The 25,826-nt window shown below is 65.4% G+C and carries 23 protein-coding genes; 12 read left to right on the top strand and 11 right to left on the bottom strand.

The features are described from left to right. The first annotated feature begins 13 nt into the window (after positions 1-13). The 8 genes from trpE to lexA all read left to right on the top strand — a co-directional run bounded on the left by trpE (position 14) and on the right by lexA (position 7,216). Positions 14-1,525: an anthranilate synthase component I gene (trpE, locus tag ACZ1II_RS16605; RefSeq protein ID WP_465147320.1), complete on the top strand. Its 1,512-nt coding sequence runs from the start codon at positions 14-16 to the stop codon at positions 1,523-1,525. Beyond that, positions 1,522-2,301, top strand: coding sequence for a phosphodiester glycosidase family protein (locus tag ACZ1II_RS16610; protein ID WP_465144737.1), 780 nt, complete (start codon positions 1,522-1,524; stop codon positions 2,299-2,301). The genes trpE and ACZ1II_RS16610 overlap by 4 nt, the downstream gene beginning before the upstream one ends. Continuing rightward, entirely contained in the window at positions 2,298-2,894 is a 597-nt protein-coding gene (locus tag ACZ1II_RS16615; protein WP_465144738.1) for an anthranilate synthase component II, read from the top strand. The genes ACZ1II_RS16610 and ACZ1II_RS16615 overlap by 4 nt, the downstream gene beginning before the upstream one ends. A gap of 2 nt (positions 2,895-2,896) precedes the next feature. Beyond that, positions 2,897-3,892 (top strand): anthranilate phosphoribosyltransferase, encoded by a 996-nt coding sequence (trpD, locus tag ACZ1II_RS16620; protein ID WP_465147321.1) that lies wholly within the window; start codon positions 2,897-2,899, stop codon positions 3,890-3,892. 20 nt (positions 3,893-3,912) lie between these two features. After that, on the top strand, positions 3,913-4,701 hold the full coding sequence (trpC, locus tag ACZ1II_RS16625) for an indole-3-glycerol phosphate synthase TrpC (protein ID WP_465144739.1): 789 nt from the start codon (positions 3,913-3,915) through the stop codon (positions 4,699-4,701). Continuing rightward, positions 4,698-5,171, top strand: coding sequence for a cyclic pyranopterin monophosphate synthase MoaC (gene moaC / locus ACZ1II_RS16630; RefSeq protein ID WP_465144740.1), 474 nt, complete (start codon positions 4,698-4,700; stop codon positions 5,169-5,171). The genes trpC and moaC overlap by 4 nt, the downstream gene beginning before the upstream one ends. Beyond that, positions 5,168-6,382, top strand: coding sequence for a molybdopterin molybdotransferase MoeA (locus ACZ1II_RS16635; protein WP_465144741.1), 1,215 nt, complete (start codon positions 5,168-5,170; stop codon positions 6,380-6,382). Before moaC ends, ACZ1II_RS16635 begins: the two co-directional genes overlap by 4 nt. Positions 6,383-6,535: 153 nt before the next feature. Continuing rightward, positions 6,536-7,216: a transcriptional repressor LexA gene (gene lexA / locus ACZ1II_RS16640; RefSeq protein WP_465144742.1), complete on the top strand. Its 681-nt coding sequence runs from the start codon at positions 6,536-6,538 to the stop codon at positions 7,214-7,216. Positions 7,217-7,268: 52 nt separating this feature from the next. Here lexA and ACZ1II_RS16645 read toward each other — a convergent pair whose 3' ends face one another. Continuing rightward, positions 7,269-9,461, bottom strand: coding sequence for a ComEC/Rec2 family competence protein (locus ACZ1II_RS16645; protein ID WP_465144743.1), 2,193 nt, complete (start codon positions 9,459-9,461; stop codon positions 7,269-7,271). A 20-nt stretch (positions 9,462-9,481) separates the two neighbouring features. Between ACZ1II_RS16645 and gltX the strand changes: the two genes are divergently transcribed. The 3 genes from gltX (at position 9,482) to ACZ1II_RS16660 (ending at position 12,663) form a co-directional block, all read left to right on the top strand. Next, positions 9,482-10,936, top strand: coding sequence for a glutamate--tRNA ligase (gene gltX, locus ACZ1II_RS16650; RefSeq protein ID WP_465144744.1), 1,455 nt, complete (start codon positions 9,482-9,484; stop codon positions 10,934-10,936). 13 nt (positions 10,937-10,949) lie between these two features. Then, entirely contained in the window at positions 10,950-12,233 is a 1,284-nt protein-coding gene (locus ACZ1II_RS16655; RefSeq protein WP_465144745.1) for a citrate synthase, read from the top strand. 208 nt (positions 12,234-12,441) lie between these two features. Beyond that, the gene (locus ACZ1II_RS16660; protein ID WP_465144746.1) at positions 12,442-12,663 is read left to right on the top strand and encodes a hypothetical protein; all 222 of its coding nucleotides are present in this window, start codon (positions 12,442-12,444) and stop codon (positions 12,661-12,663) included. A 9-nt stretch (positions 12,664-12,672) separates the two neighbouring features. Here ACZ1II_RS16660 and ACZ1II_RS16665 read toward each other — a convergent pair whose 3' ends face one another. Genes ACZ1II_RS16665 through ACZ1II_RS16680 form a run of 4 tightly spaced genes read right to left on the bottom strand, consistent with a single transcriptional unit; the run spans position 12,673 to position 16,611 of the window. Further along, positions 12,673-14,049 carry a sensor histidine kinase gene (locus ACZ1II_RS16665; protein WP_465144747.1) on the bottom strand — a complete coding sequence of 459 codons (1,377 nt, stop codon included), beginning with the start codon at positions 14,047-14,049 and terminating at the stop codon, positions 12,673-12,675. Then, positions 14,049-15,002, bottom strand: coding sequence for a hypothetical protein (locus tag ACZ1II_RS16670; RefSeq protein WP_465144748.1), 954 nt, complete (start codon positions 15,000-15,002; stop codon positions 14,049-14,051). Before ACZ1II_RS16670 ends, ACZ1II_RS16665 begins: the two co-directional genes overlap by 1 nt. Before the next feature lie 35 nt (positions 15,003-15,037). Then, the gene (locus tag ACZ1II_RS16675; protein ID WP_465144749.1) at positions 15,038-16,258 is read right to left on the bottom strand and encodes a hypothetical protein; all 1,221 of its coding nucleotides are present in this window, start codon (positions 16,256-16,258) and stop codon (positions 15,038-15,040) included. Between the two features lie 50 nt (positions 16,259-16,308). Continuing rightward, positions 16,309-16,611, bottom strand: a complete 303-nt coding sequence (locus ACZ1II_RS16680; RefSeq protein ID WP_465144750.1) for an Hpt domain-containing protein — start codon at positions 16,609-16,611, stop codon at positions 16,309-16,311. Positions 16,612-16,759: 148 nt separating this feature from the next. Between ACZ1II_RS16680 and ACZ1II_RS16685 the strand changes: the two genes are divergently transcribed. Next, positions 16,760-19,351 (top strand): coiled-coil domain-containing protein, encoded by a 2,592-nt coding sequence (locus ACZ1II_RS16685; RefSeq protein WP_465144751.1) that lies wholly within the window; start codon positions 16,760-16,762, stop codon positions 19,349-19,351. Between the two features lie 51 nt (positions 19,352-19,402). On the opposite strand, the gene ACZ1II_RS16690 is transcribed toward ACZ1II_RS16685, so the two are convergent. Genes ACZ1II_RS16690 through ACZ1II_RS16715 form a run of 6 tightly spaced genes read right to left on the bottom strand, consistent with a single transcriptional unit; the run spans position 19,403 to position 25,824 of the window. Then, positions 19,403-19,693 carry a DUF1467 family protein gene (locus ACZ1II_RS16690; RefSeq protein WP_147215857.1) on the bottom strand — a complete coding sequence of 97 codons (291 nt, stop codon included), beginning with the start codon at positions 19,691-19,693 and terminating at the stop codon, positions 19,403-19,405. Positions 19,694-19,703: 10 nt separating this feature from the next. After that, complete coding sequence (locus ACZ1II_RS16695) at positions 19,704-21,329, bottom strand: ribonuclease J (protein WP_465144752.1); 1,626 nt, start codon at positions 21,327-21,329, stop codon at positions 19,704-19,706. Further along, positions 21,326-22,105: a type III pantothenate kinase gene (locus tag ACZ1II_RS16700; RefSeq protein WP_334184989.1), complete on the bottom strand. Its 780-nt coding sequence runs from the start codon at positions 22,103-22,105 to the stop codon at positions 21,326-21,328. The genes ACZ1II_RS16695 and ACZ1II_RS16700 overlap by 4 nt, the downstream gene beginning before the upstream one ends. Before the next feature lie 10 nt (positions 22,106-22,115). Beyond that, positions 22,116-22,832, bottom strand: coding sequence for a biotin--[acetyl-CoA-carboxylase] ligase (locus tag ACZ1II_RS16705; RefSeq protein ID WP_465144753.1), 717 nt, complete (start codon positions 22,830-22,832; stop codon positions 22,116-22,118). Further along, the gene (gene nuoN / locus ACZ1II_RS16710) at positions 22,829-24,292 is read right to left on the bottom strand and encodes an NADH-quinone oxidoreductase subunit NuoN (RefSeq protein ID WP_465144754.1); all 1,464 of its coding nucleotides are present in this window, start codon (positions 24,290-24,292) and stop codon (positions 22,829-22,831) included. Before nuoN ends, ACZ1II_RS16705 begins: the two co-directional genes overlap by 4 nt. Beyond that, positions 24,292-25,824, bottom strand: a complete 1,533-nt coding sequence (locus ACZ1II_RS16715; RefSeq protein WP_465144755.1) for an NADH-quinone oxidoreductase subunit M — start codon at positions 25,822-25,824, stop codon at positions 24,292-24,294. Before ACZ1II_RS16715 ends, nuoN begins: the two co-directional genes overlap by 1 nt. Between the last annotated feature and the right edge of the window lie 2 nt (positions 25,825-25,826).

Raw genomic sequence — 25,826 nt, forward strand, 5'->3', positions numbered from 1 at the left:
GAAGACCGGGGTTATGGAACGCGAATCGGATCGCCTTGCGGCATTGGCACAGCTCTCCCAGGGCAAGCCCGGCGTGCTCTGGCGCAAGCTCGTGGCCGATACCGAAACCCCGGTCGCCGTCGCGCTCAAGCTCTTCGAGGAAGGGCGCGGCGATTTCCTGCTCGAATCGGTCGAAGGCGGCGAGACGCGCGGGCGCTACAGCCTGATCGGCCTCGATCCGGACCTCGTGTTCCGCGCCGAGGGTCATTCCTGCGAAATCAACCGCAACTGGCGAGACGACCGCGAGGCCTTCTCGCCGCTTCCGGGCGATACTCTCACGGAACTGCGCACGCTGGTCGAGAGCTGCCGCTTCGACGTGCCTGCCGAGCTTCCCCCTGCCCTGGCCTGCCTCGTCGGCTACTTCGGCTACGAGACCATCGGCCTTGTCGAGAAGCTGCCGCGCGCGCCGCAAAGCGCGCTGGAAGTGCCGGACATGCTGTTCGTGCGGCCCTCGCTGATCCTCGTGTTCGATCGCCTCAGCGACGAACTGTTCTGCGTCGCCCCGCTCTGGCCGGAAGCCGGTGCGCCGGAAGCGCTGGTCGAACGCGCTTCGGAGCGCATCGACGAAGCTCTGCGCAAGCTCTCCGGCCCGGCGCCCGCAGCGCCGACCGCCGCCGACCTGCCCGAACCCGTCCAGACCCCGGTCATGGCTGCCGCCGATTACGAGGCGATGGTCCTGAAGGCGAAGGACTACATCGAGGCCGGCGACATTTTCCAGGTCGTGCTGGCCCAGCGCTTCACCTGCGATTTCCCGCTGCCGCCGCTGGCGCTCTATCGCTCGCTGCGCCGCGTGAACCCCTCGCCGTTCCTCTACTTCCTCGACATGCCCGGCTTCGCGCTGATCGGCTCCAGCCCGGAAATCCTCGTGCGCGTGCGCGAAGGCGAAGTGACGATCCGTCCGATCGCAGGCACCCGCCCGCGCGGCAAGACCGCTTCCGAGGACAAGGCCAACGAAGTCAGCCTGCTCGCCGATCCCAAGGAACGCGCCGAGCACCTGATGCTGCTCGATCTCGGCCGTAACGACGTCGGCCGCGTGGCCGCCGCCGGAACCGTCGAAGTGACCGACAGCTACACGATCGAGCGCTACAGCCACGTCATGCACATCGTTTCGAACGTGGTCGGCAAGCTCGACACCGCCCGGCACGACGCCATCGACGCGGTCTTCGCGGGCTTCCCGGCTGGCACCGTCTCCGGCGCCCCGAAAGTCCGCGCCTGCGAGATCATCGCCGAACTCGAGCCCGAGACGCGCGGCGCCTATGCGGGCGGCGTCGGCTATTTCGCGCCCGACGGCTCGGTGGACTCGTGCATCGTGCTGCGCACCGGCGTGCTCAAGGACGGCGTGCTCCATGTCCAGGCCGGGGCAGGCATCGTCGCCGACAGCGTCCCCGCCTACGAACAGCGCGAATGCGAGGCCAAGTCCGGCGCACTCTTCGCCGCCGCCCGCGAGGCCGTGCGCGTCGCCGGGGAGCCGGGCTTCGGCCAGTGACGCGGGGCCCCGCCGCGGCCCTGCTGCTTCTCGCCGCCTGCTCTTCGGGTGACGCCAAGCAGGAGGCCGCCGCGCCGCCCCCGCCCGCCTGCGTGGGCGCGACGTTCGAAGGCGTGTCCTTCACCCATTGCACCGCCGATCCCGCGCGCCACACGATTCACATGGTGCTCGGGCCGAAAGGCGGCGCGCCCTATCGCAGCCTCTCCGAACTCGCCGCGAGCCGCCCCTCGGGCAACCACGCCGTCGCCTTCGCGATGAACGGCGGCATGTTCGACGACAAGGGACAGCCGATCGGCTATTATGTCGAGGAAGGGCAGCGCGGCCACAAGCTCAACACCAACGAAGGCTGGGGCAACTTCCACCTCCAGCCCAACGGCGTGTTCTACGGCGATGCGAAAGGCCGATGGGCCGTGCGGACAACGCAGGACTTCGCGAAGACCGTCTCAAACCGTCCGGACTTCGGCACCCAGTCCGGCCCGATGCTGGTGATCGGCGGCAAGCTCCACCCGAAGATCGATGCGGACGGCGAGTCGAAAAAACTGCGCAATGCCGTCGGCGTCGACCACAAGGGCCGCGCCCACTTCGTGATTTCGGACGAGCCGGTCTCGTTCGGCAAGCTCGCCCGCCTGCTGCGGGACAAGCTCGATTGCCCCGATGCGCTGTTCCTCGACGGCAGCGTATCCTCGCTCTGGGACCCGGAGCACGGGCGCGTGGACGGCGGACCGCCGCTCGGCCCCTTGATCGTCGTCGAGAAAGCGACGAAAGGCAGACCATGATCCTCGTCATCGACAATTACGACAGCTTCACCTGGAACCTGGTCCACTACGTGATGGAACTGGGCGCCGAAGTCGAAGTGGTGCGCAACGACGCCCTCACCGCCGTCCAGGCCATCGAAAGCGGCGCGCAGGGCTTCCTGCTCTCGCCCGGCCCCTGCACGCCTAACGAGGCAGGCATCAGCCTCGACCTTGTGGGCGCGGCGGCGGACAGTGGCAAGCCGCTGCTCGGCGTCTGCCTCGGCCACCAGTCGATCGGCCAGTACTTCGGCGGCAAAGTCGTGCGCGGCGGGCTGATGCACGGCAAGACCTCGCCGGTCACGCATGACGATACCGGCGTGTTCCAGGGCATCCCTTCGCCCTTCACCGCCACCCGCTATCACTCGCTGATCGTCGAGGACATTCCCGAGACGCTGAAGGTCAATGCCCGCTCGGACGACGGCCATGTCATGGGCTTCCGCCATGCCACGCTGCCGATCCACGGCGTGCAGTTTCACCCGGAAAGCATCGCTACCGAGCACGGTCATGCAATGCTGGCCAACTACCTGAGGCTCTGCGGCATCGACGCGCAGCTTCCGGCACGGATCGCGGCGTGACCGTGACCAGCCTTCCCGACCCGCTGCATCCCATCGGCGAAGCCGAGGCCGAAGAGGCCTTCGGTGCAATCCTCGACGGCAAAGTCGATGACGACGCCATCGTCCGCTTCCTGATCGCCCTCACCGAGCGCGGCGAGACCGCCAGCGAGATCGCCGGAGCGGCCCGCGCCATGCGCAGCCGCATGATCCCGATCCACGCCCCCGCGAACGCCATCGACGTCTGCGGTACCGGCGGCGACGGGCATCACACGCTCAACGTCTCGACCGCCGTGTCGCTGGTCGTCGCCGCCTGCGGCGTGCCCGTCGCCAAGCACGGCAACCGCGCCGCCAGCTCGAAGGCCGGAGCCGCCGACACCCTCGAAGCGCTTGGCCTGAACCTCGATCGCGCCGCCGAGACCGCCGAGGAAACGCTGAACGACCTCGGCATCTGCTTCCTCTTCGCCGCCCGCCATCACCCGGCGATGGGGCGGATCATGCCGATCCGCAAGGCGATCGGCCGCCGCACGATCTTCAACCTCATGGGGCCGCTGGCCAATCCCGCCAATGTCCGCCGCCAGCTCGTCGGCATCGCCCGCCCCGCCTATGTGCCGATCTATGCCGAAGCGCTGATGCACCTCGGCAGCGAGCACTCCTTCGTCATTTCCGGCGACGAAGGCCTGGACGAACTGAGCCTCGCGGGCGGCAACGAAGTGGCCGAGATCAAGCATGGCGAACTGGCCATGCGCCGTGTCTCGCCCAAGGATGTCGGCCTGCCGGTTTCGCAAGTCGGCGCCATTCGCGGCGGCGATGCGGCCTACAATGCCGAGGCGCTGCGCCGCCTGCTCCTCGGCGAGGAAGGCGCCTATCGCGACGCCGTGCTGCTCAATGCCGCCGGCGCGCTGATCGTCGCGGGCGAAGTCGAAACCTGGCGCGAAGGCGTCGAGGAAGCCGCCGAGGCCATCGACAAGGGCCTCGCCAATGCCCTGCTGAATTGCTGGATTTCCGCGCTCAAGGCCTGAGCCGCGTTTTCGAGGTACCGATGTCCGACAAGCTTACCGAGATCTGCCAGACCAAGCGCGCGGAAGTCGAAACCCGCAAGGGCTTCGCGACGATCAGCGACCTCGACGCCCGCGCCGCCGCGCAGACCGCCCCGCGCGGCTTTGAAGCCGCCCTGCGCACCAAGGCGGAAACCGGCTTTGCGCTGATCGCCGAAATCAAGAAGGCCTCGCCCTCCAAGGGCCTGATCCGTCCCGATTTCCGTCCTGCCGAGCACGCAGTCGCCTATGAGCGCGGCGGCGCCGCCTGCCTGTCGATCCTGACCGATGCGCCCTACTTCCAGGGCCACGAGGACTTCCTCGTCGAAGCGCGCGCCGCGGTGTCGCTGCCGGTCATCCGCAAGGACTTCATGGTCGATCCCTGGCAGGTCGCCGAAGCCCGCGCGATCGGCGCCGACGCGATCCTCATCATCGTCGCCGCGCTCGATGACGGCCTCATGGCCGAACTCGAAGCCGCTGCCCACGAACGCGGCATGGATTGCCTCGTCGAAGTTCACAACGAAGCCGAGATGGAACGCGCAAGCCGCCTAAAGTCGAGGCTTATCGGCGTGAACAATCGCGATCTGAAGCGCTTCGTCACCGATATCGGCATTACCGAACAGCTCGCCCCGTTGGCCCCCGAAGGCACGCTGCTGGTCAGCGAGAGCGGGATCAACGGCCATGCCGACCTCCAGCGCCTCTCTGCCTGCGGCGCGCGCACGTTCCTTGTCGGCGAGAGCCTGATGCGCGAAGCCGATGTCGAGGCCGCCACCCGCGCCCTCCTGCTGGGATGAGCAAGTCCCTCACCCACATCGACGATCAGGGCAATGCCCGCATGGTGGACGTAGGCGCGAAAGCGGAAACCCGCCGCGTCGCGGTAGCCTCGGGCCGTATCGCAATGACGGCAGCAGCGCTGGAAGCCATCCGCACCGGGAATGCGCCGAAGGGTGACGTGCTCGGAACCGCGAGGATCGCGGGCATCATGGCGGCGAAGAAGACAGCCGACCTCATCCCCATGTGCCACCCGCTGGTGCTCGACGCCGTGAACCTCGATTTCGCCTTCGAAGAAGAAGCCCTGACGGCCACTGCAACCGTATCGCTCACCGGCAAGACCGGCGTGGAAATGGAAGCGATTACAGCCATTTCCGTCGCACTCGTGACAATCTACGACATGGCCAAGGCACTCGACAAGGGCATGGTCATCGGGGATATCCGGCTCATCGAGAAGTTCGGCGGCAAGTCGGGTCACTGGAAAGCCGGATGATCCCGCCGCTGCCGCTGGAAGAAGCGCAGGCGCGCTTGCTGGCCCTGGTGGAGCCATTGTCTGTCGAGCATGTCGACGTGGAAGGCACGCTTGGCCGATACCTCGCCGCCCCGATGTTTGCCCGGCGCAGCCAGCCCATGGCGGATATCTCGGCGATGGACGGCTATGCCGTCACCCTTGGCGACCTCGCCGGGCCATGGCAGGTCATCGGTGAAAGCGCGGCCGGGCACCCGTTTGACGGAACTCTCGCACCAGGAAAAGCGGTTCGCATTTCGACGGGGGCACTGCTTCCCGCTGACGCCGGCGCCGTCATTCTCCAGGAAGACCTGACCCGGCAGGGCGACGACCTCGTCCTCACCGGCACGCCGCCACACCCGGGCGACAAGCATATCCGCCCGCGCGGCATGGATTTCACCGATGGCGGCCTGCTCCTGGCGCAAGGTACGCTGATCGGACCGGCCCAGATCGGCCTGGCGGTGGCGGCAGGCCACAAGCACCTTCCCGTCCACCGCATTCCGCGAATCGCGGTGATCGACAGCGGCGACGAACTGGCCGCCGAACCGGATTGCTGCGCCGATCATCAGATCCCGGCCAGCAACGGCGCGATGCTTTCCGCGCTCGTGCGCAGCCTGCCCGTCGATGCGAAGCGGAATGGACCTATCCCGGACGATCTCGACGCCCTTGTCGCGGCTTTCGACGCTGCCGCCGACGCCGATGTGATCGTGACCAGCGGCGGAGCCTCGGTCGGCGATCACGATCTTCTGCGTCCCGCCCTGGAAGCCTGGGGAGCCGAAATCGATTTCTGGCGCGTCGCGATCAAGCCGGGCAAGCCGCTGCTGATTGCAACGCGCCATCATGGCGAGCGCAGGCAACTCGTGATCGGGCTACCGGGAAATCCCGTGTCGAGCATGGTAACGGCCTATCTTTTCGTTCTGCCGGTCCTGCGCGCACTCCTCGGTGCCGCAGAGCCTCTGCCGCGAAGCATTGCAGCGAAACTTTCCGCCCCCTTGAAGACCGGCGGAGCGCGGCGGGAATTCCTGCGCGGGGTATGGGACGGGGAAACCGTGCAGGCCCTCTCGCTACAGGACAGCGGCGCGCTTTCCTCGCTGGCCGCCAGCAACGTCCTGATCGACCGCCCCGCTCATGCCGAAGCGGCCGATGCGGGCGACATGGTTCGGATGTTCTTGCTCCAGAATGGCGGTATTGCTTGACTATACCCTGTTCGTTGCATAATTGTTCCCTCATTGTTCGCAGAAAAGTTCTCTAGGCAGCAGATCGGTTCAGATCTGTTCCTTCAAGGATCACCTGGCGACGCAGCACTATCCGGCCGGGCCAAGGGCCGCAGAACATATGAGGCAAAGCAGATGTTGACGCGCAAGCAGCATGAATTGCTCCGGTTCATCCAGGTCCGGCTCGAAGAAAGCGGCATCTCACCCAGCTTCGAGGAAATGAAGGAAGCGCTCGACCTCAAGTCGAAGTCGGGCGTTCATCGCCTGATCTCGGCCCTGGAAGAGCGCGGCTTCATTCGCCGCCTGCCCAACCGCGCCCGCGCACTCGAAGTCCTGCGCCAGCCTGAGGATACGACGACCAAACCTGCCCGCAGCGTTCCGGCGGCGGAAGAGGCTCCGGCTCGCGCTCCGAAGGTTCCGACACCGGCCAACGACGTGATCGAAATTCCGCTCCATGGCCGCATTGCAGCGGGCGTGCCGATCGAGGCGCTGGAGGGCCATTCCTTGCTTCCGGTCCCGGCCGCCCTGCTCGGCTCCGGTGAGCATTACGCGCTGGAAGTTTCCGGCGACTCCATGATCGATGCAGGCATTCTCGACGGCGATTTCGCCCTCGTGAAGCGCACCAATACCGCACGCGATGGCGAAATCATCGTCGCGCTGATCCGGGGCGAGGAAGCGACGCTCAAGTATCTCCGCCGCGAGGGCGGGATGCTTCGGCTCGATCCCGCCAATGCCGCTTACGAACCGCAAATCTACGGTCAGGACGAAGTGGAAGTTCAGGGCAAGCTTGCAGGACTTCTGCGCCGCTATCACTGAACCGGAGGGGAATTCCCCTTCGGTTCATCGAAGCCAACCTGCCCGAAGATATCTACTTGCGGCCGCGCCACCAGCCATGATCGCCTTGAGTGTCGGCAACGGTCGTGATCCTGCGACGATCCAGATCGATGGCCACGCCGCCACTGCGATCCAGTAGGGCGCGATCGGCCTTCAGCCACTTCGGTCGGCAACTGTCCGGAAGCCGGCGGTCGGCAATGACGACGTCGGATTGCCTGCAAGCCCTTGCGAGTTGATCTTCGGGCACCATCAAGCGCCCTTTGGCAATAAGGACCTGATACCGCGCACGCCAGGTTCGCATTGCTACGGCGCAGAAGTCGCTGTTGCATCTGGCTCGCGGAGCTGCCGAAACGACTTCGGGAAGTTCACGCCTTCCTGCCGCCTCCATCATGTTGTCCAGCGCATAATCGCTCGAACTGTTACGCAGCATCACGAGACGCCGACTGTCCGGATCGATCCATCCGACATGGCGACCATCGCCTGAAACCACCAGATCCGGCGCCTGAATCGTCATCAGGCCCAGAAATCCGATAAGGATAGGCACCAGCCCCAACAAGCGAACCCGTCCTGCCCAAAGTCCGAGCCACAGTCCTCCCGCCACGAACAGCAGGAAATGCCACCCGCTCATCGTCGGCAGGACCCGTACGGAACCGGGGCTATCCGCAATGAAACGGGCGATCGCCAGCAATCCCTCGATCGCATGATCCGCGAGCCACCATGCCGGCCCGCCTGCTCCCATCACATCCAGAAGCAGCGCCAGCGCGACCAAGGGCATGATAACCAGGGTTGTCAGCGGGATAGCCAGAACATTGGCGAACGATCCGTAAATGCCCGCACGATGGAAATGGTAAAGACCGATCGGCAGGAGCGCCATTTCGATCGCGATGCCCATGACCAGCAGCAACATGACGTGACGCAGGGCCTTCGAAGGTAGAGCTTCTTCGCGCGGAGCGAGCCACCGCTTCATCGGTTCGGCATTGCCGAGCGCAACGAGGACCATGACCGCTGCGAAACTCATCTGGAAGCTGGGCCCGACGATCGACTCGGGCCAGACCAGCAGCACGATGAAAGCCGCCACGGCCAGCAAGCGCATCGACAACGCCTCCCGCCCCATCGCCAGTGCCGCCAGCACGAACAAGGCGCCAAGGCACGAGCGCACCGTCGGCACTTGCGAACCGCTGAGCAAGGTATAGCCGATCCCCGCCAAGGCCCCGAAACCGGCAGCAAGAATCGGCAGCCGAACGCGCAAGGCAAGAGCCGGTGAAAGCGCCAGCAGCCGAAGCGCGAGAAGATAGACCCCGCCGATCACGGCACTCACATGAAGCCCGCTGATCGAAAGCAGATGCGCAAGCCCCGCATCTCGCATCGCCTGCGCATCGTTTCCGGATATCGCGCCCATGTCTCCCGTGGTCAGTGCCGCCGCGATTCCCCCCGTCGATCCGGCCAATCGCCCGGTTATATGACGGGACAACCCGTTGCGCGCGTTGCCCAGCCAGTCGCCGCCACGGGCCGCGGAAACGAGTTCGATTGGCGCCGTCACCTGCCCCGTTGCCGCGATTCCGGCGAACCACGCCGACCGTGCGAAATCGTAACCCCCCGGAAACATTGGTGAGGCCGGTGGTGCAAGCCGCCCGCGAAAGCGGATCACCGCCCCGGTTTCCGGCACCCTTTCGCGAAACCGCACCGGCACGTTCACCCGCACCTTGATCGCCCGTCCGGTCCCCGGTTCGCGCATCGCCAAGGTCAGCCGATCACGCTCCAGCGCAGGCTGCTCTTCCTGTCCGATTACGGTCCCCGTGAAGGTGCCCGACAGCAGGCGCGAAATCGGCGGAGCACCGATCATTTCGGAGCGCAGCCACACACCAAGGCATCCAGCCATTGTCAGCAACGAAAGCGACAAGATCGCCTGCCGGATATACGGGTAGCGCAGCAGGCCGGAACGCCAGTAAAGTGCGAATATCGCAATCGCGACGCATACTACGCAAAGCCCCGCCCAACTCTCTCGGGAAGGCAGCGAAAACCACGCAGTTGCGCCGCTTCCGAAGGCTACGGCAAGCCACGGTCCTCTAGCGAAACCGCAGTTCGAAAGAAAACACTCGACACCGGCCAAACTGCTCGACAAGTGGCTCTGGCTGATCCATGGGCGATGCTGCATTGCAGCGGCTCCGGCGACATCCGGATGCTCTAGATCAACCGTCGTGGCGGCTTGGCTGGCCATGGCGCGCATAGGACAGGAAGGTTATAATAATGGCAAGCGGCAGCGCATCGAGCGGATCGACGGCAGGCAAGACCGTCGTCACGCGCTTTGCCCCCTCGCCTACGGGTTATCTCCATATCGGCGGCGCCCGTACTGCTCTCTTCAACTGGCTGTTCGCCCGTCATCACGGCGGCAAGTACCTGCTTCGCATCGAGGACACCGATCGCGCCCGCTCGACCGAACCGGCGATCGAGGCGATCTTCGACGGCCTGACCTGGCTCGGCCTCGACGGCGACGAACCCGCCGTGTTCCAGTTCGCCCGTTCGGACCGTCACGCCGAAGTGGCCGCCGCGCTGTTGGCTAACGGCCATGCCTATCGCTGCTACCTCACGCCCGAGGAACTGGCCGAGCGCCGCCAGAAGGCCCAGGACGAGCGCCGCCCGTTCCGCATCGACAGCGAATGGCGCGATGCCGATCCCTCGACGTGGCCGACGGACCGCACTTACGTCGTGCGCGTCAAGGCGCCGCGCGACGGCGAGACCACCATCAACGATCTCGTTCAGGGCGAAGTGACCGTAAAGAACGAGGAAATCGACGACTTCGTCATCCTGCGCTCGGACGGCACGCCGACCTACATGCTGGCCGTGGTGGTCGACGACAACGATATGGGCGTGACCCACGTCCTGCGCGGCGACGACCATCTCAACAACGCCTTCCGCCAGCTCGTGGTCATCCACGGCATGGGCTGGGAAGTGCCGACTTACGGCCACGTGCCGCTGATCCACGGTTCGGACGGCGCCAAGCTGTCGAAGCGCCACGGCGCGCTGGGCGTAGATGCCTATCGCGACGAGATGGGGGTACTGCCGGAAGCGCTGTTCAACTATCTGCTGCGCCTCGGCTGGGGCCACGGCGACGAGGAATTCATCAGCCGCGAAAAGGCGATCGAGTGGTTCGACATGGCCGACGTCGGCAAGTCGCCCTCGCGCTTCGACCTCGCGAAGCTGCAAAATCTCAACGGCCACTACTTGCGCGAGGCGGACGATGCCCGCCTCGCGGAACTGGTCGCACCGCGCCTGATACAGGCCGGATATGATAACCCCGACTTCGCCCTGCTCACGCAGGCGATGCCGGTGCTGAAGGTCCGCGCAAAGGACCTCAACGAACTTGCAGAAGGCGCGGCCTTCCTGTTTGCCAAGCGTCCGCTCGCGTTCAGCGAGAAGGCGCAGGCGCTGCTGACGGACGAGGCGCGGGGGCGCCTCGCCGCCATCCATGAGCGTCTTTCCGGCGAGCCCGACTGGGCGCTGGAGGCACTGGAAGCCAACCTGAAGGCAATGGCCGAGGACTTGGGATTGGGCCTCGGCAAGCTCGCGCAACCCTTGCGGGCGGCCCTGACTGGTCAGACGACCTCTCCGGGTATTTTCGACGTATTGGTTCTGCTCGGCCGGGACGAAAGCCTCGCACGCATTGGCGCGCAGGCGGACGCCGCTGCCGGGACACACATATAAGGAGTAAGAACTGGTGGGTGATCAGGTCAAACTGAATGCTGGTGGCACGGAATTCGACTATCCCGTGCTCAAGGGCAGTGTCGGCCCGGATGTCATCGATATCCGCAAGCTCTATGCCCAGACGGGCAAGTTCACGTACGATCCCGGCTTCACGTCGACGGCGAGCTGCGAATCCGCGCTGACCTACATCGACGGCGACGAAGGCGTACTGCTCCACCGCGGCTACCCGATCGGCCAGCTGGCCGAGAACTCGTCGTTCATGGAAACCAGCTACCTGCTGCTCAACGGCGAACTGCCGAACGCGGAAGAGCTGGCGACGTTCGAGAACACCATCACGCGCCACACGATGCTCCACGAGCAGCTGGCGAACTTCTACCGCGGCTTCCGCCGTGACGCCCATCCGATGGCGATCATGTGCGGCGTGGTCGGCGCGCTCTCGGCGTTCTACCACGACTCGACCGACATTTCGGACCCCGAGCACCGCAAGATCAGCTCGCATCGCCTCATCGCCAAGATGCCGACGATCGCCGCTGCCGCTTACAAGTACTCGGTCGGCCAGCCTTTCCTCTACCCGGACAACAAGCTGAGCTACACCGGCAACTTCCTGCGCATGACCTTCGGCGTGCCGGCGGAAGAATATGAAGTGATCCCCGCCGTCGAAAAGGCGATGGACCGCATCTTCATCCTCCATGCCGACCACGAACAGAACGCCTCGACCTCGACCGTGCGTCTTGCCGGTTCCTCGGGCGCCAATCCGTTCGCATGCATCGCGGCCGGTATCGCCTGCCTCTGGGGCCCTGCCCACGGCGGCGCGAACGAAGCCGCGCTCAACATGCTCAAGGAAATCGGTACGCCGGACAAGATCCAGCACTACATCGATCGCGCGAAGGACAAGAACGATCCGTTCCGCCTGATGGGCTTCGGTCACCGCGTCTACAAGAACTACGATCCGCGCGCCACGGTCATGCAGAAGACCGTCCGCGAAGTGTTCGACGCGCTCAAGGTCACCGACCCGCTCTTCGAGACCGCCCTGCGCCTCGAGGAAATCGCCCTCAGCGATCCGTACTTCGCAGAGAAGAAGCTGTTCCCGAACGTCGACTTCTACTCGGGCATCATCCTCTCGGCCATCGGCTTCCCGACCACGATGTTCACCGCGCTCTTCGCCCTTGCCCGCACCGTGGGCTGGGTCGCGCAGTGGAACGAAATGATCTCGGATCCCGGCCAGAAGATCGGCCGCCCGCGTCAGCTCTACACCGGCCCGACGCAGCGCGACTACGTCCCGGTCGGCCAGCGCTGATCGCACGGTTCGCCGAAACCCGTTCGGTAAAGAAGGCCCTCGCGAAAGCGGGGGCCTTTCTTTTTGGCCCATCGCGCGCGAAATTGCCGCTTACCTCTCCCCCGCCGGAAGGTGTATGACAGGGACAGGACAGGAAGGCTGCGCCGTCGCCACAATCTCGCCGCAAGCGCTTCCTATCCTTGCCTTGTTTCGCAAGGGGGAAACCTGGATGCTGTTCCTCAGACTTCTTGCCGTTTTCGTGGGCGTGCTGGGAATTGCCGTGGGGCTGCTATGGGTCGCTCAGGGCACCGGCATCCTGTCCTGGCCGAGCGGCAGCCTGATGCTCGACGATCGCGGATGGGCGATCCGCGGCGCGGTGATGGCAGCGGTCGGCGCGATCCTGCTCTGGCTCGCCCGGCGCTGGAACGAGACCAACAACAATCATCTTTGAGGCAGGAAATCAGGCCTCGGGATCGGCCGGAACTTCCAGAATGAAACGGGCACCCTGCCCCGGTGCGCTGTCGACGAGCAGCTCCCCGCCCATCGCGCGGGCAAGACTGCGCGAGATATAAAGCCCCAGCCCCGAACCGCCGTCGCCGCTACGGCCGAGCCGCTCGAACTTGTCGAATATCTTGCCCTGCTGGTCTTCGGAAAGGCCCGGTCCCTGATCCGCCACGATCACCCGCGCACGGTCTTCGAGCGCTTCGAGCCTGATCCATATCTGCGAATGCTCCGGCGAATAGCGGATGGCATTGCCGATGAGATTGAGCAGGACCTGAAGCACACGGCGATACTCGGCCACGGCGGGAAGCGTCTCCGCGACATGCGGCGCCTCGATGACGATGCCTTTTTCCTGTGCGCGCACGTTCAGGATGCCCGCCGCCTGCCGCGCCAGTTCCGACAGGTCCACATTGTCCGGCGCGGTGCTGAAACCCTCGGTCTCGACGACCTCGAGGTCGGCCAGGTCCTCCAGCAGCCCCAGCAGCAACTTGCCCGCGCCCGCGATCTCGCCCGCATACTCGGCATAGGCATCGGGCAGCGGCCCAGCGAGCCGGGTGCGGATGGTCTCGGCATTGGCGATGATCCGCGCAATCGGCTGACGCAGCACCGGCGCGAGATCGTGACCGACGAGACTGCGCCGCAGCAAAGGCTCCATCGGCTCGTGCGCCGCCGAAACGGGAGCCGCAGGCGTATCCGAGACCAGCAGCAGTTCGAAACCCGCCGGATCGAAACCGGGGCGCATATGCGGTATCAGCGAGACCCGCCAGGACCGCCGCGATCCCGGTACTGTCACCGGCGCACCGTCGAGCAGGCGCCAATGCAAGGGCTGCTGATGCGCAACATTCTCCGGCGGCAGGAATTCGGTCCAGAGACGGCCGAAGCCGCCCTGCATGGCTGCAGCTGCCTCTAAAAGCTCCGCGCTGTCGGTCAGCACTGCCAGCACCCGCTGATCGGCATCGAGCTGCGCGCTCAGTTCGGCAAGGTGGCGATCGATCATCGTCCGGCGGCGTTCCACCGAAGCCGCGTCCTCGACCGGCGCGGGCGCGGTCTGCCAGTTGCGGACGACGATCTGGCAACCGTCATTCAAACCCTGCGGTTCGACTTCGACCCAGGCGGTGATGACATCGCCCCCATCGTGCGCGGTGACCGCGCGTGCCAGACGGAAGCCGTAGCGGCGTGCCTTGCGCACGAGTTCGAGCAGTTCGGGTATCGCGATCGTGCCGGGAAGATCGCCTCCGCAGCGCTCCTGAAGCCCGGCGAGCGGCTCGTCCGCCTCCAGCAGGCGGTCCTGCGCATCACTGACGGCACGGGCCAGAATGGTGCCTTCCATCAGCATCAGCCGCCCTGCCGTCCGCTGGCCAGAATCGAGGCGGCAAGATCGACCCCCAGCCTCTCGAACCCTTCGGGCAGCATCGCCTCCGGGTGAATGGCGAGGAATTGCTTCTCGATATCGGCAGCTTTGAGGCCCGCCGCGCGCAAGGCCAGCGCCAGACGCGCCAGTTGCGCTTCGTGCGTGGCCAGCACGGCGGCCTCACGCCGCAACCCGGAACCGGCCGCCAGCGCCGTGAAGAACAGCGCCGCCCCGGCATGGGCCACCGACAGTGCGACGTGGAAAGCCCCGCCGAGCGCCGTCAGCAATCGTGCCGACAGTCCGAGCCGGGTAGCGCCTTCATCGTAACTGCGGCGAATGTCCGCTTCGAGCAGCGCAAGACGTTCGGCCAGGTCCGCCCGCCCGGTCAGAAACGCCTTAACCGCCAGCAGGACCCGGTGCAGCAGATCGCCGGGCAGTTCGGTCAGCGGCAGACTCATCCGGCGCTGGGCCTGACACCAACGCGCCTGCGCCGCCAGCCAACTAACCGCCAGTCCGTGCATCTGCCCCTCGGCCGAGGCCAGCATGGCCTGGATCAACGGCGATACCACCGGATCGAGCGCGAGCCGTGCCTGCAACCGCTCGGTCATCTGCCATTCCAGCGCCATCGCGTGGACATGCGAAAGCAGCAGGGCATCGGCCATGAAAGTACGGGTGAGGTCTTCGAGGTCCTCGGCAAACTGCACCGAAGCCGCGTCGCCGTCATGAAGGCACTCGACGATCCCGCGCGCCAGATCGCCCAGCATGCCGCGCACCCGCGCCAGGATCTCGTCACTGAAGAGCGCACTGTCCTCGGCCGCGAGCAGGTACTGCAGGATCGGCAGCACCGAATCGGCCATGGCATCGCCGCGCGCCAAATCCGCACGAAGCAGCGCTTCCGCAGTCTGGTCGTCGGCCGGATGAACAGCGTTGTCGATCATCCGTCCCGTTTACCCTGTATCTGGTTAAGCCCCGGTTAGTCCTTCCGACGTAGCGGAAGAACCATGCCGACCACAACGAGCGTGATCGCCAGAACCTCCACCAGCGGCTCAATTTGCCCGAATCCTGCAGCGAAAGCCAGCAGAAGTCCCAATGTGGCACGGTCGGAGACGAGCGAGGCCGCCGTTCCCGTCACGAAGCGCGGGATCATCGCCAGCAGCAGCATCAGCATGACCGGCGCGAACAGCCAGGAGATCACCGATTCGCCGCCGAGCCGGGGAATTCCGGCGAGCAGCGAAAGCCCGAACACGGCATCGACGAGCCACCCCAGCGCGTCCGCGCGCGGGATCGCCGGGGGTAGCTGTCCCAGCGCCTGACGCTCCGCAAGACGCAGCAACCGGCTTGCCTCGACCAGCACGGCAGCCACGAATAGCGAAAGAAAGGCGACGGTCAGGAAACCGAACCAAGCGAAACCGCCCGCAATCGCCAGTGCCGCAAGAACGCCGAGGCTCAGGATATTGCTGGCGTTACCGGCGTGGAGCAGCGAGGAACCGAAAGTCAGTACACCGTAGCGCGCGATCGTCCGGCCCGGCGAAACGCGTTCGCCGTCACCGAACCGCTCGCGCAGCCATTCGAGTTCGACGCCGTGCGCCTCGCTCTCGTCGCGAATCAGCCGCCAGTCGGTGCCGCTGCGCAAGTCCGCCGGGACTTCGCGCATCGCGACGCCCGATTGCAGGGCGATCCGGGTCAGCGCCGAAGGCACGTCGCAGTCTCCGGGAAGTTCCTGGAGGTTCTCCACCAGATTGCCGGGAATCCGCATGATCCCGGCACTGGCGCGATTGATGTCGATCCGCTCGAAGCCCGCCGCCAGACCGCCTTCGACTGGCTGGACCAGCACCGCTGGCGCCTTGCCGTCGAACAGCGCCGCAACCCCGGAAGGCTCGACGAAGAGCCCCTCTCCGATCACCACGAGTTCATCGTTCGCCGTCACCAAGCCCGAAAGCGGGCGGGCGCCGGTGGCGATGTAGAATTGCAGCCCGGCGTCCTCGGCCATGTGCTGGAGCGCGATCATCTCCGGCGAAGGGCCGCGCGCGAGGCAGATGACCCGCTGGCAATCGAGCGCCAACGCAAGGCCCAGTTGATGCTGCGCCAGCGTCGCCCCGCCGATGCGCAGGAAACCGCGCGGCAGGGTCTGGCCCGCCACGGCAGGCTCCATCATGGCGAGCAAGGCAATGCGCAGTTTAACGACCTCCAGCAAGGCTCTACCGTTTAGGGAAAGGCCCGCCCGGTGCCAAGCTCGGCGGGTAATCAGCTGGCGGAAAACTCTGCAAGATATGCATGAAGGCGGCGGATCACGGTCGGCTCGCCCGGCGCGCTGTCGAGCGCGCGTTCGGCCAGCGCCAGCAACTGCGCCGAATGGAAGCTGGCGGCCAGCCCCTTGAGCCGCATCGCCGCAACATGCCAGTTGCCGTCGCAGCGCGCCCGCGCCAGCAGATCGACCTGCCGCGTCACGCTTTCCAGATAGGAAGCGCGCAATTCCGCGAAAAGCACGGAATCTCCGCCCGCTGCCGCGGCAAGGGTCGCTTCGAGGGCACCTGCTTCATACGCCATTTCCCCAGTTTAATCCGGAAAGGGTTAAACCGGGGTTTATCGACGCCTCCCGCGTGTTATCCTTATCCGCATGTCTGGGGAAAACAGGATCATCGCGTTCGGCGCGAACGGCAGCGAACCCGTTTCGAGCGGAAATTCGGAAGAACCCATGGAAAAACCGGCTGCTCCGGCCCCGGAAATCGAGGACGACACGTCCGAAGACGCCTGGCGCAATGCCTGGGTCGCGACCGAGGAAGCCTCAGCGCCGAACTATGCACCCACGTCGCTTTCGCTCGACTGGCTTGCGCCCACGCTCGCCGGAACGGTCGCGCTCGGCTGGAGCGCGTTCTTCCTCTACGCGCGCTGGCCGGATTTCGGCCAGGGCCTCGGCCTCGTTGCGGTTCCCGCGCTGATCGTTCAATGGGCGGTACCGCTGCTTCTGGTCGGCATGGTCTGGCTGCTGGCGCTGCGCCACAGCAGCCGCGAGAGCCGCCGCTTCGGCAATGTCGCCCGCGCCCTGTCCCGCGAATCCGCCCAGCTTGAAACGCGCCTGACGACGGTGAACCGCGAACTCAGCCTCGCCCGCGAGTTCATCGCAGCCCAGTCGCGCGATCTCGAATCCCTCGGCCGCATCGCCGCCGAGCGTCTGTCCTCCAACGCCGAGCGGCTGCAGGACCTGATCCGCGACAACGGCACCCGGGTCGAGACGATCGGCGGCGTCAGCCAGGCCGCGCTCGACAATATGGAGAAACTGCGCGGACAGCTTCCCGTCATCGCCAGTTCCGCCAAGGACGTGACCAACAATATCGGCAATGCGGGGCGCGCCGCTCACGTCCAGCTTGAGGACATGGTCAACGGCTTCAAGCGCCTTAATGAATTCGCCACCGGCAGCGAGCAGCAGGTCTCCCGTCTCGGCACTTCGGTGGAAAACGCCCTGACCGCGATCAATGCCCGCAGCGAGCAGATCGGCGTCCTTGCCGACCAGCGCTTTGCCCTGCTTTCGGAACAAGGCGAGGCTTTCCGCAGCCAACTGGACGGCCATGAAACCGCCGCCCTCGCTGCGATCCATGCCCGCACCGCCGCCCTGGATGCGGAAATCGCCGAAACACGCGGCCAGCTCGACCGCCACGAGGAAGAGAGCCTCACCTCGCTGCGCGCCCGCCTCGTCGCCCTGCGCGAGGAAAGCGATGTCGTCTCCCGCGCCCTGCGCGACGGCGAAGGGCGCGCCGCCGAAGCCTGGCGTCAGGCTCTCGACGACTTGCACGAGGAACAGGCGGAAGTCGCGCGCGGTATTGCCCGCGCCCAGGATTCCGCCGTCTCGGCCCTCCGCGGTTCACTGGTGGCCATCGCCGAGGATGCCGACGCTCTCGACCGCGAGATTTCCGCGCGGCGCGACAGGTTGGCGGGCGAAACCAGCGAACGCCTCGCGCGTCAGGCCGAGCAGGAGCGCCACGCCATTGCCCGCATCGAACAGATGCTCGGCGACCTCGACAATGCCATTTCCGAACGACTTGAACGCCATCGCCTTCAGGCTGCCGCTCTCGGGGACCATGCTGCGGCCATCACCGGCCAACTCGGCGAATACGAAGCTCGCTTCGGTGCCATCGCCGGCAGCAGCGAACTGCTCGAAACCCGCCTGCGCGGCAGCCTCGCCTCGCTGGGCGAGCGCCTCACCGCCGCGCGTGCCACGCTTTCTGCCACCGATGCCGATGCCGAGAAGCTGACCGAGACGAGCGTTCGCCTGCTCGAACTCATCCAGGGCAGCGCCCGTTATGCCCACCACGATCTGCCCGAAGCGCTCACGGTTTCCGAAGATCGTCTGGTCCGGCTGCAATCGGGCATTGCCACGGTTCTCGAAGCGCTGGGCCAATCGGCCCGCAGCGGCGCCGAACTCGCTGGCGGGGTCGAGCAGTCAGGTAATAATCTCAAGGACTTCGCCGACGAACTTTCCGCCATGCATTCGGATCTTTCAGAACACGGCGCGGCCCATGCGCAGCTTCTCAAAGTCCTGCATACCTCGCTGACCGAGATCGAGGCTGCGACCCATACCGCCGCCGCGCGCGCGCAAGGCGAACTCACCGAGGCGATTACCGCACTCGGCACGACCATCGACAACTCTGTCGCCGCCATCGAGACCCAGAGCGCCGCGCGCATCGCCAAAGTCGCCGAAGACCTTGGCACCGAGAGCGCCCAGGCCATCGACCGATCGATGCGTACCCGCGTCGCCGAAGTCACCGGTCAGCTCGATCAGGCCGTCGCCCACGCCTCGGGCGCGACCCGCGAGGCGACGATCCAGCTGCGCGAGCAACTGGCGAAAGTCGAGGAACTGGTCGGCAATCTGGAGGGCCGCGTGAATGAAGCCCGTGAAAAGGCTGAGGAACAGGTCGATAACGACTTCGCCCGCCGCGTCGCGCTCATCACCGAAGCGCTTAATTCCAACGCCATCGACATCGCCTCCGCCCTGTCGAGCGAAGTCTCGGACACCGCCTGGGCTTCCTATCTGCGCGGCGACCGCGGCATCTTCACCCGCCGTGCGGTCTCGCTGCTCGATGCCGGGGAAATCAAGTCGATCCAGCAGCTGTTCGAGCGCGACGAAGCCTTCCGCGAACACGTCAGCCGCTACATCCACGACTTCGAGTCGATCCTGCGGCAAGTGCTTTCCACCCGTGACGGCAATGCCCTGGGCGTGACCCTTCTATCGTCCGACATGGGCAAGCTCTATGTGGCGCTGGCGCAAGGGATCGAGCGGCTGCGAAGCTGATCGCAGCGCCTAGCCCGCAATAGAAAAGCCCGCTCTTACGAGCGGGCTTTTTTAGTATCCAAGGTCCTGAACCGGGGGCTTTCCGAAGAAATTGAGATCGGCCACCGTGATCCACTGCTCGGCGTAGTTCACGTAATAGAGACCGAACAGCACCACCGCGAGAACGGTGGCGCGCTTGGCGATCAGGCGCGGCCGGAAGTTGACCGGCGCGCTGTCCGCATGGCCCTTCTCCACGCGGAAGCCCGTAACCTCATTGGGCGTGCGCAAGCCGAACGGCATGACCAGAAAGGCGCTGAGGACCCAGAACAGGCCGTAGATCGCCACCATCGAGGTCCACTGCATCGCCATCCGATCAATCCTCCAGCAGCATCACCTGCACTTGCGGCTTCTTGCCCGACCAGCGCGTGGCGGCACGGCGCGCGGCCAGACGGGCAGCCTCGACCCGCACTTCACGGTCCGACTTCTTCGCACGGCCCAGCGCATCGGCGACATCGCGCTGCGCTTCCTCGACGAACTTCGGGTAGTCCTCATCGAGCGGCAGGCCGATCGCCGCCACCTGGACATGGCCCTTGCGGTCCGCCGCCACCGAAACCACGCCGTTAAGCGCAATACGGCGACGCATGACCATGGAATCACCGTCCGCCGGCGCGATGATGTCGCCGTCGAGGATCAGGCGGCCCGAATGGACCTCCCCGAACTTGCCCGGCTTGCCCGGCGCCAGGCGGACGAGATCGCCGTTCTTCTGGAACACCGCATGGGGAATGCCGCTCTCCAGCCCGAGCCGTGCCTGTTCGCGCATGTGGCGGATCTCGCCGTGGACCGGCAGCAGGATTTCCGGCCGCAGCCAGCCATAGAGCGCAACGAGTTCGGGACGCCCCGGATGGCCGGAAACGTGGATCATGCTCTGGCGGTCGGTGACGATGACGATCCCGGCGTCCGAAAGACGGTTCTGGATACGCCCGATCGGGATTTCATTACCGGGAATCTGGCGGCTGGAGAACAGCACGACATCGCCCTTCTCCAGCTTGATCGGATGATTGCCTTCGGAAATCCGCGAGAGCGCCGCGCGCGGCTCGCCCTGCCCGCCGGTAGCGACGATCAGCACTTCGCCGCGCGGCAGGTCCATCGCCGTCTCGACATCGACCAATTCGGGCAACTTCTTGAGATAGCCGCTCGCCTGCCCGGTCTCGATGATGCGGTCGAGCGAGCGCCCGGCTACGCAGAGCTTGCGATTGGTCTTGCGCGCCACTTCGCCCAGCGTCTGGAGACGGGCGACGTTGGAGGCGAAAGTCGTGACCAGCACGCGGCGGCCGCGATGCTTCTTCACTTCCTCCAGCAGCCCGCGATAGACTTCGCCTTCGCTGCCCGAGGCCTCGGGATTGAAGACGTTGGTGGAATCACAGACCAACGCCAGAACCCCCTCGTCACCGATCGCGGTCAGTTCCGCCTTGGTCGCGGGGGTGCCGACTTGCGGCTCGTCGTCCAGCTTCCAGTCGCCCGTGTGGAAGATCTTGCCGAACGGCGTGTCGATCAGCAGCGCATTACCCTCAGCGATCGAGTGCGCCAGCGGCACGTAGCGGATGCCGAAAGGCCCGAGTTCGAAGCGGTCGAGGTGATCGATGACGATCAGTTCGACCTCGTTCAAAATGCCCGCCTCTTCCAGCTTCGCCGCGACAAGGCGCGCGGTGAAGGGCGTGGCGTAGATGGGAACGTCCAGTTCCTGCGCGAAATAGGGAACCGCGCCGATATGGTCCTCGTGCGCGTGAGTCAGCACGATGCCGAGCAGGTTTTCGCGCTCGCCCTCGATGAAGTCGAGATCGGCGAAGACCAGATCGACGCCGGGGTACTCGTTCATGCCGAAGGTCATGCCCAGGTCGACCATCAGCCATTTGCCCTGGCAGCCATAGAGATTGACGTTCATGCCAATCTCGCCCGACCCGCCGAGCGCACAAAACAGCAGTTCTTTACCTGGAATCACGTCTTCGATGCCCTTTCGGCAAGAATGGCGAGGCCTTCGAGCGTCAGGTCGGGATCGACCGCGTCGAAAATATCGGAAGCCTCGTCGAACAGTACGGCGAGTCCGCCGGTCGCGATGACCTTGGCGGGACGCCCGATTTCGGCGCGCATGCGGGCGATCAGGCCCTCCATCATCGCCACATAGCCCCAGAACACGCCGATCAGCATCTGGTCCTCGGTATTGCGACCGATCACGCTCTTGCTGGCGGGAACGGCGATGGCAATGCGCGGCAGCTTGGCGGTGTTGCCCACCAGCGCGTCCAGCGAGAGGTTGATGCCCGGCGCGATGATGCCGCCTTTGTAGGCGCCGTTGTAGTCTACCACGTCGAAGGTCGTCGCGGTGCCGAAATCGACGACGATCAGGTCGCCGCCGTGGCGCTCATGCGCGGCGATGGCGTTGACGGCGCGGTCGGCGCCCAGCGACTTGGGCTGGTCGACGTCGATGTCGATCGCATAGTCCGCCTTGCCGACCCCCGCCACGAGCGGCTCGACGTCGAAGTAATGGCGGCAGAGAATTTCGAGATTGTGCAGCGCGCGCGGCACCACGGTCGAGATGATGATGCTCTTGATCTCGTCCGCCGCGACGCCGCGGATCGAGAGCAGCTGCATCAGCCAGACCGCATATTCGTCGCCCGTGCGGCGCGGATCGGTGGCAATGCGCCAGCGGCCGCGCAAGGTGCGGCCCTCGAACAGTGCGAAGACGACATTGGTGTTGCCGGCATCGATGGCAAGCAGCATGGAATTTCCTTCAGGCGAGCGAAACGTCACCGGCATGAACGACCCGTAGGGACCCGTCAGCCAGACGCAAGCGCAATGCTCCGTCCGGGTCAAGCCCGGCGAAGGCGCCCGGCAGCAGGCCTTCCTCGTCGAGCGTCACCAGCAGCGGGGTTCCCTGCGGATGGGCGTGGCGGGTCCAGTCGGCCAGCGTCGCTGCCAGCCCTTCCCGGCGCCACTGCGCGAGACGCTCGGCCAGACAGGCGGCCAGCGCTTCCAGAACGGCCTGCGCGTCGTTGTCGTTAGCGGGACTGGCGGCGCGGATCGAGACCGTCGCGCGGTCGGAAAGCTCGGGCGCGCTGACGACGTTCACGCCGATGCCGATGATGATATGATTACCTGCGCGTTCCAGCAGGATGCCGCAGATCTTGGCGCCGCCGACGAGCACGTCGTTGGGCCACTTGAGCTGGCAGTCCGCGCCCGGCGGCAATTGCGACAGCATCAGGTCGTAGACGGCCAGTGCCGCCACGAAAGCCAGGGTATGGACCGAGGGATCGTCCGCTCTCAGCGCGACGACGGTACTGGCGTAGAGATTGCCCTCCGGAGAGGACCATTGGCGACCACGGCGACCGCGTCCGGCGCTCTGCTTGACCGCACGCAACCAGAAACCTTCCGCGAGGCCCTCCCCGGCGCCGAGGCGCCGGGAAAGGTCCGCGTTAGTCGATGCGGTCTCTTCGACGACCTCTATCAAAGGCCGGAGTAGAGTGCGGCCGCAGCCGTTTCAGTGAGGTGGCCGAGCCACTTGGTCAGCAGGAAGCCGAGCGGCGAGATGACCACGCACGATCCGACGAGGATCAGCTTGTGCCAGACATCGCTCTCACCCTTCACCACGTCGGCGGGTTCGTCGAAGTACACGACCTTAACGACCTTCAGGTAGTAGAAGGCGCCGATAACCGAGGCTGCGAAGCCGATGGCCGCCAGAGCGATCATGCCGCCGTCGACGGCCGCCTTGAAGACCAGGAACTTACCCCAGAAGCCGAACATCGGCGGGATACCGGCAAGGCTGAACATGACCATCGCCAGCGCCAGCGCCAGACCCGGACGCGTGCGCGAAAGACCGGCCATCTTGGAGAGTTCCTCGACCGGGTTGCCGTCCGCGTCCTTCATCATCAGGATCACGGCGAAACCGCCTGCCGACATCGCGACGTAGATCGCGAGGTAGAACAGCATGGCCGATACGCCCTGCGGCGTCGCCACGGCGAGACCGACGAGCATGAAGCCCACGTTGTTGATCGACGAGTAGGCCATCAGGCGCTTGATGTTGGTCTGGCCGATGGCGCCGAGGGCACCGACGACGATCGAGGCGAGCGCCGCGAAGACCACGATCTGCTGCCAGGCCGCAGCCTGATCACCGAAGGCCTCGATCGCGACGCGAATGGTCAGGGCCATCGCGGCAACCTTGGGGGCCGTCGCAAAGAGCGTGGTCACCGGGGTCGGTGCGCCCTCGTAGACGTCGGGGGTCCACATGTGGAACGGCACGGCGCTGATCTTGAAGGCAAGACCGGCGAAGACGAAGACGATGCCGAACAGCGCGCCATTCGAGAGACCCTGCGCCATCGAGGCGCTGATACCGGCGAACGAAGTGGTGCCCGCAAAGCCATAGGTCAGGCTCATGCCGAAGAGCAGGATGCCCGAAGCCAGCGCGCCCAGCACGAAGTACTTGAGGCCCGCTTCCGCCGAACGACCGTCGGTCCGCAGGAACGCCGCCAGGACGTAAGCCGCCAGCGAGTTCATTTCGAGACCGATGTACAGCGTCAGCAGGTCGGTGGCCGAGACCATCATGCCCATGCCGAGCGATGCCAGCAGCACCAGGACCGGATATTCCGCCCGCATCGCCTTGAAGCGGTCGAAGTAGGCAGGCGCCACCACCAGCGACACGGCGGCCGAGATGTAGATCAGGATCTTGGCGTAGGACGCGAAGGCGTCGGCACGGAATTGGCCGAAGAAGGCCGAGGTTTCGGCGCCCATCGCGCCGCCGCAAAGCGCGGGGGCGACGAGGACGCCGGCGGCGACGAGCGCCGCCACGGCGAGAACGGAAATCAGCTTCGCGGCCTTGTCACCGCCCCAGGCGGCCATCAGGAGCAAGACGAGGCTTGCGATGCTCAGCGTTTCTTCCGGCGCGATCAGGCGCAGCGACTGTGACCAGTCCATTAGTGTGCCCCCTCATGCGCTGCTTCTTCGTGCGCAGGCTTTTCCTTGCCCATGGCCAACTTGGCGTCTCCTTCCGGCTTTGCGCGAGCGAGCCGGGCGTCGAGCGCGGCAATGTCTGCGCGCATCGGAGCAATGAAGCTCTCAGGGTAAACGCCCATCCACAGCACCGCGAGGCCGAGCGGGATCACCATCAGGTATTCACGCAGGTCGAGGTCGGCCATGGCGGCGGCATCGGCATTCTTCTGGTCGCCAAAGACGACACGGCGATAGAGGTAGAGCATGTAGGCAGCGCCCAGGATGATGCCGGTGGTGCAGATCAGCGCCGTCCAGCTCGATGCCTGGTAGATACCGCCGAGGCTCAGGAATTCGCCGACGAAACCGCTGGTGCCCGGAAGGCCGATCGAGGCCATCGTGAAGAGCAGGAAGAACAGCGCGTAACGCGGCATGTTGATGGCGAGACCGCCGTAACGGCTGATCTCACGGGTGTGCAGGCGATCGTAGATGATGCCGACGCAGAGGAACAGCGCGCCGGACACGAGACCGTGGCTGAGCATGACCAGCATCGAGCCTTCGAGGCCCTGCGGATTGAAGGCAAACAGACCGATCGTGACGACGGCCATGTGCGCGACCGACGAGTAGGCGATCAGCTTCTTCATGTCGTCCTGCACCAGCGCGATGAGCGAGGTGATGACGACCGCAGCCATCGACAGGCCCCAGACCAGCGGCGCGAAGTAGGCCGAGGCTTCGGGGAACATCGGCAGCGAGAAGCGAATGAAGCCGTAGCCACCCATCTTCAGCAGCACGCCTGCCAGGATCACCGAGCCAGCGGTCGGCGCCTGAACGTGCGCCGCCGGAAGCCAGGTGTGGACCGGCCACATGGGCATCTTCACCGCGAAGCTGGCGAAGAAGGCGAGGAACAGCCAGGTCTGGGCCTGCGGGGCGAAGTCGTAGTTCATCAGCGTCGGGATGAAGGTCGTGCCGGCGGTGTGGACCATCCACAGCATCGCCACGAGCATCAGCACCGAGCCGAGCAGCGTGTAGAGGAAGAACTTGTACGAGGCGTAGATGCGATCCGCGCCGCCCCAGATGCCGATGATCAGGTACATCGGAATGAGGCCGGCTTCGAAGAACATGTAGAACAGGAAGAGATCCTGCGCCGCGAAGACGCCGATCATCAGCGTTTCGACGAGCAGGAACGCCGCCATGTATTCGCCGACGCGCTTCTCGATCGAGTTCCAGCTCGCGCCGATGCAGATCGGCATGAGGAAGACGGAAAGCTCGATCAGGAGCAGCGCGATACCGTCGATGCCGAGGGCGTAGGAGAAGCCCGAGAACAGCTCGTGCCGTTCCTGGAACTGCCACTGCGCGCCGCCGACGTCGAAGTTCAGCCAGAGGACGACGCCAAGGACAAGGTTCGCAAGGGTGGCGAGAAGCGCCACCATGCGTGCCGATTTGGCATCAAGGTAAAGACATGCCAGTGCCGCCGCGAGCGGCACCAGCAACATCAGACTGAGGATCGGAAAACCACTCATCA

Source organism: Novosphingobium sp. BL-S-20, from assembly GCF_055521635.1.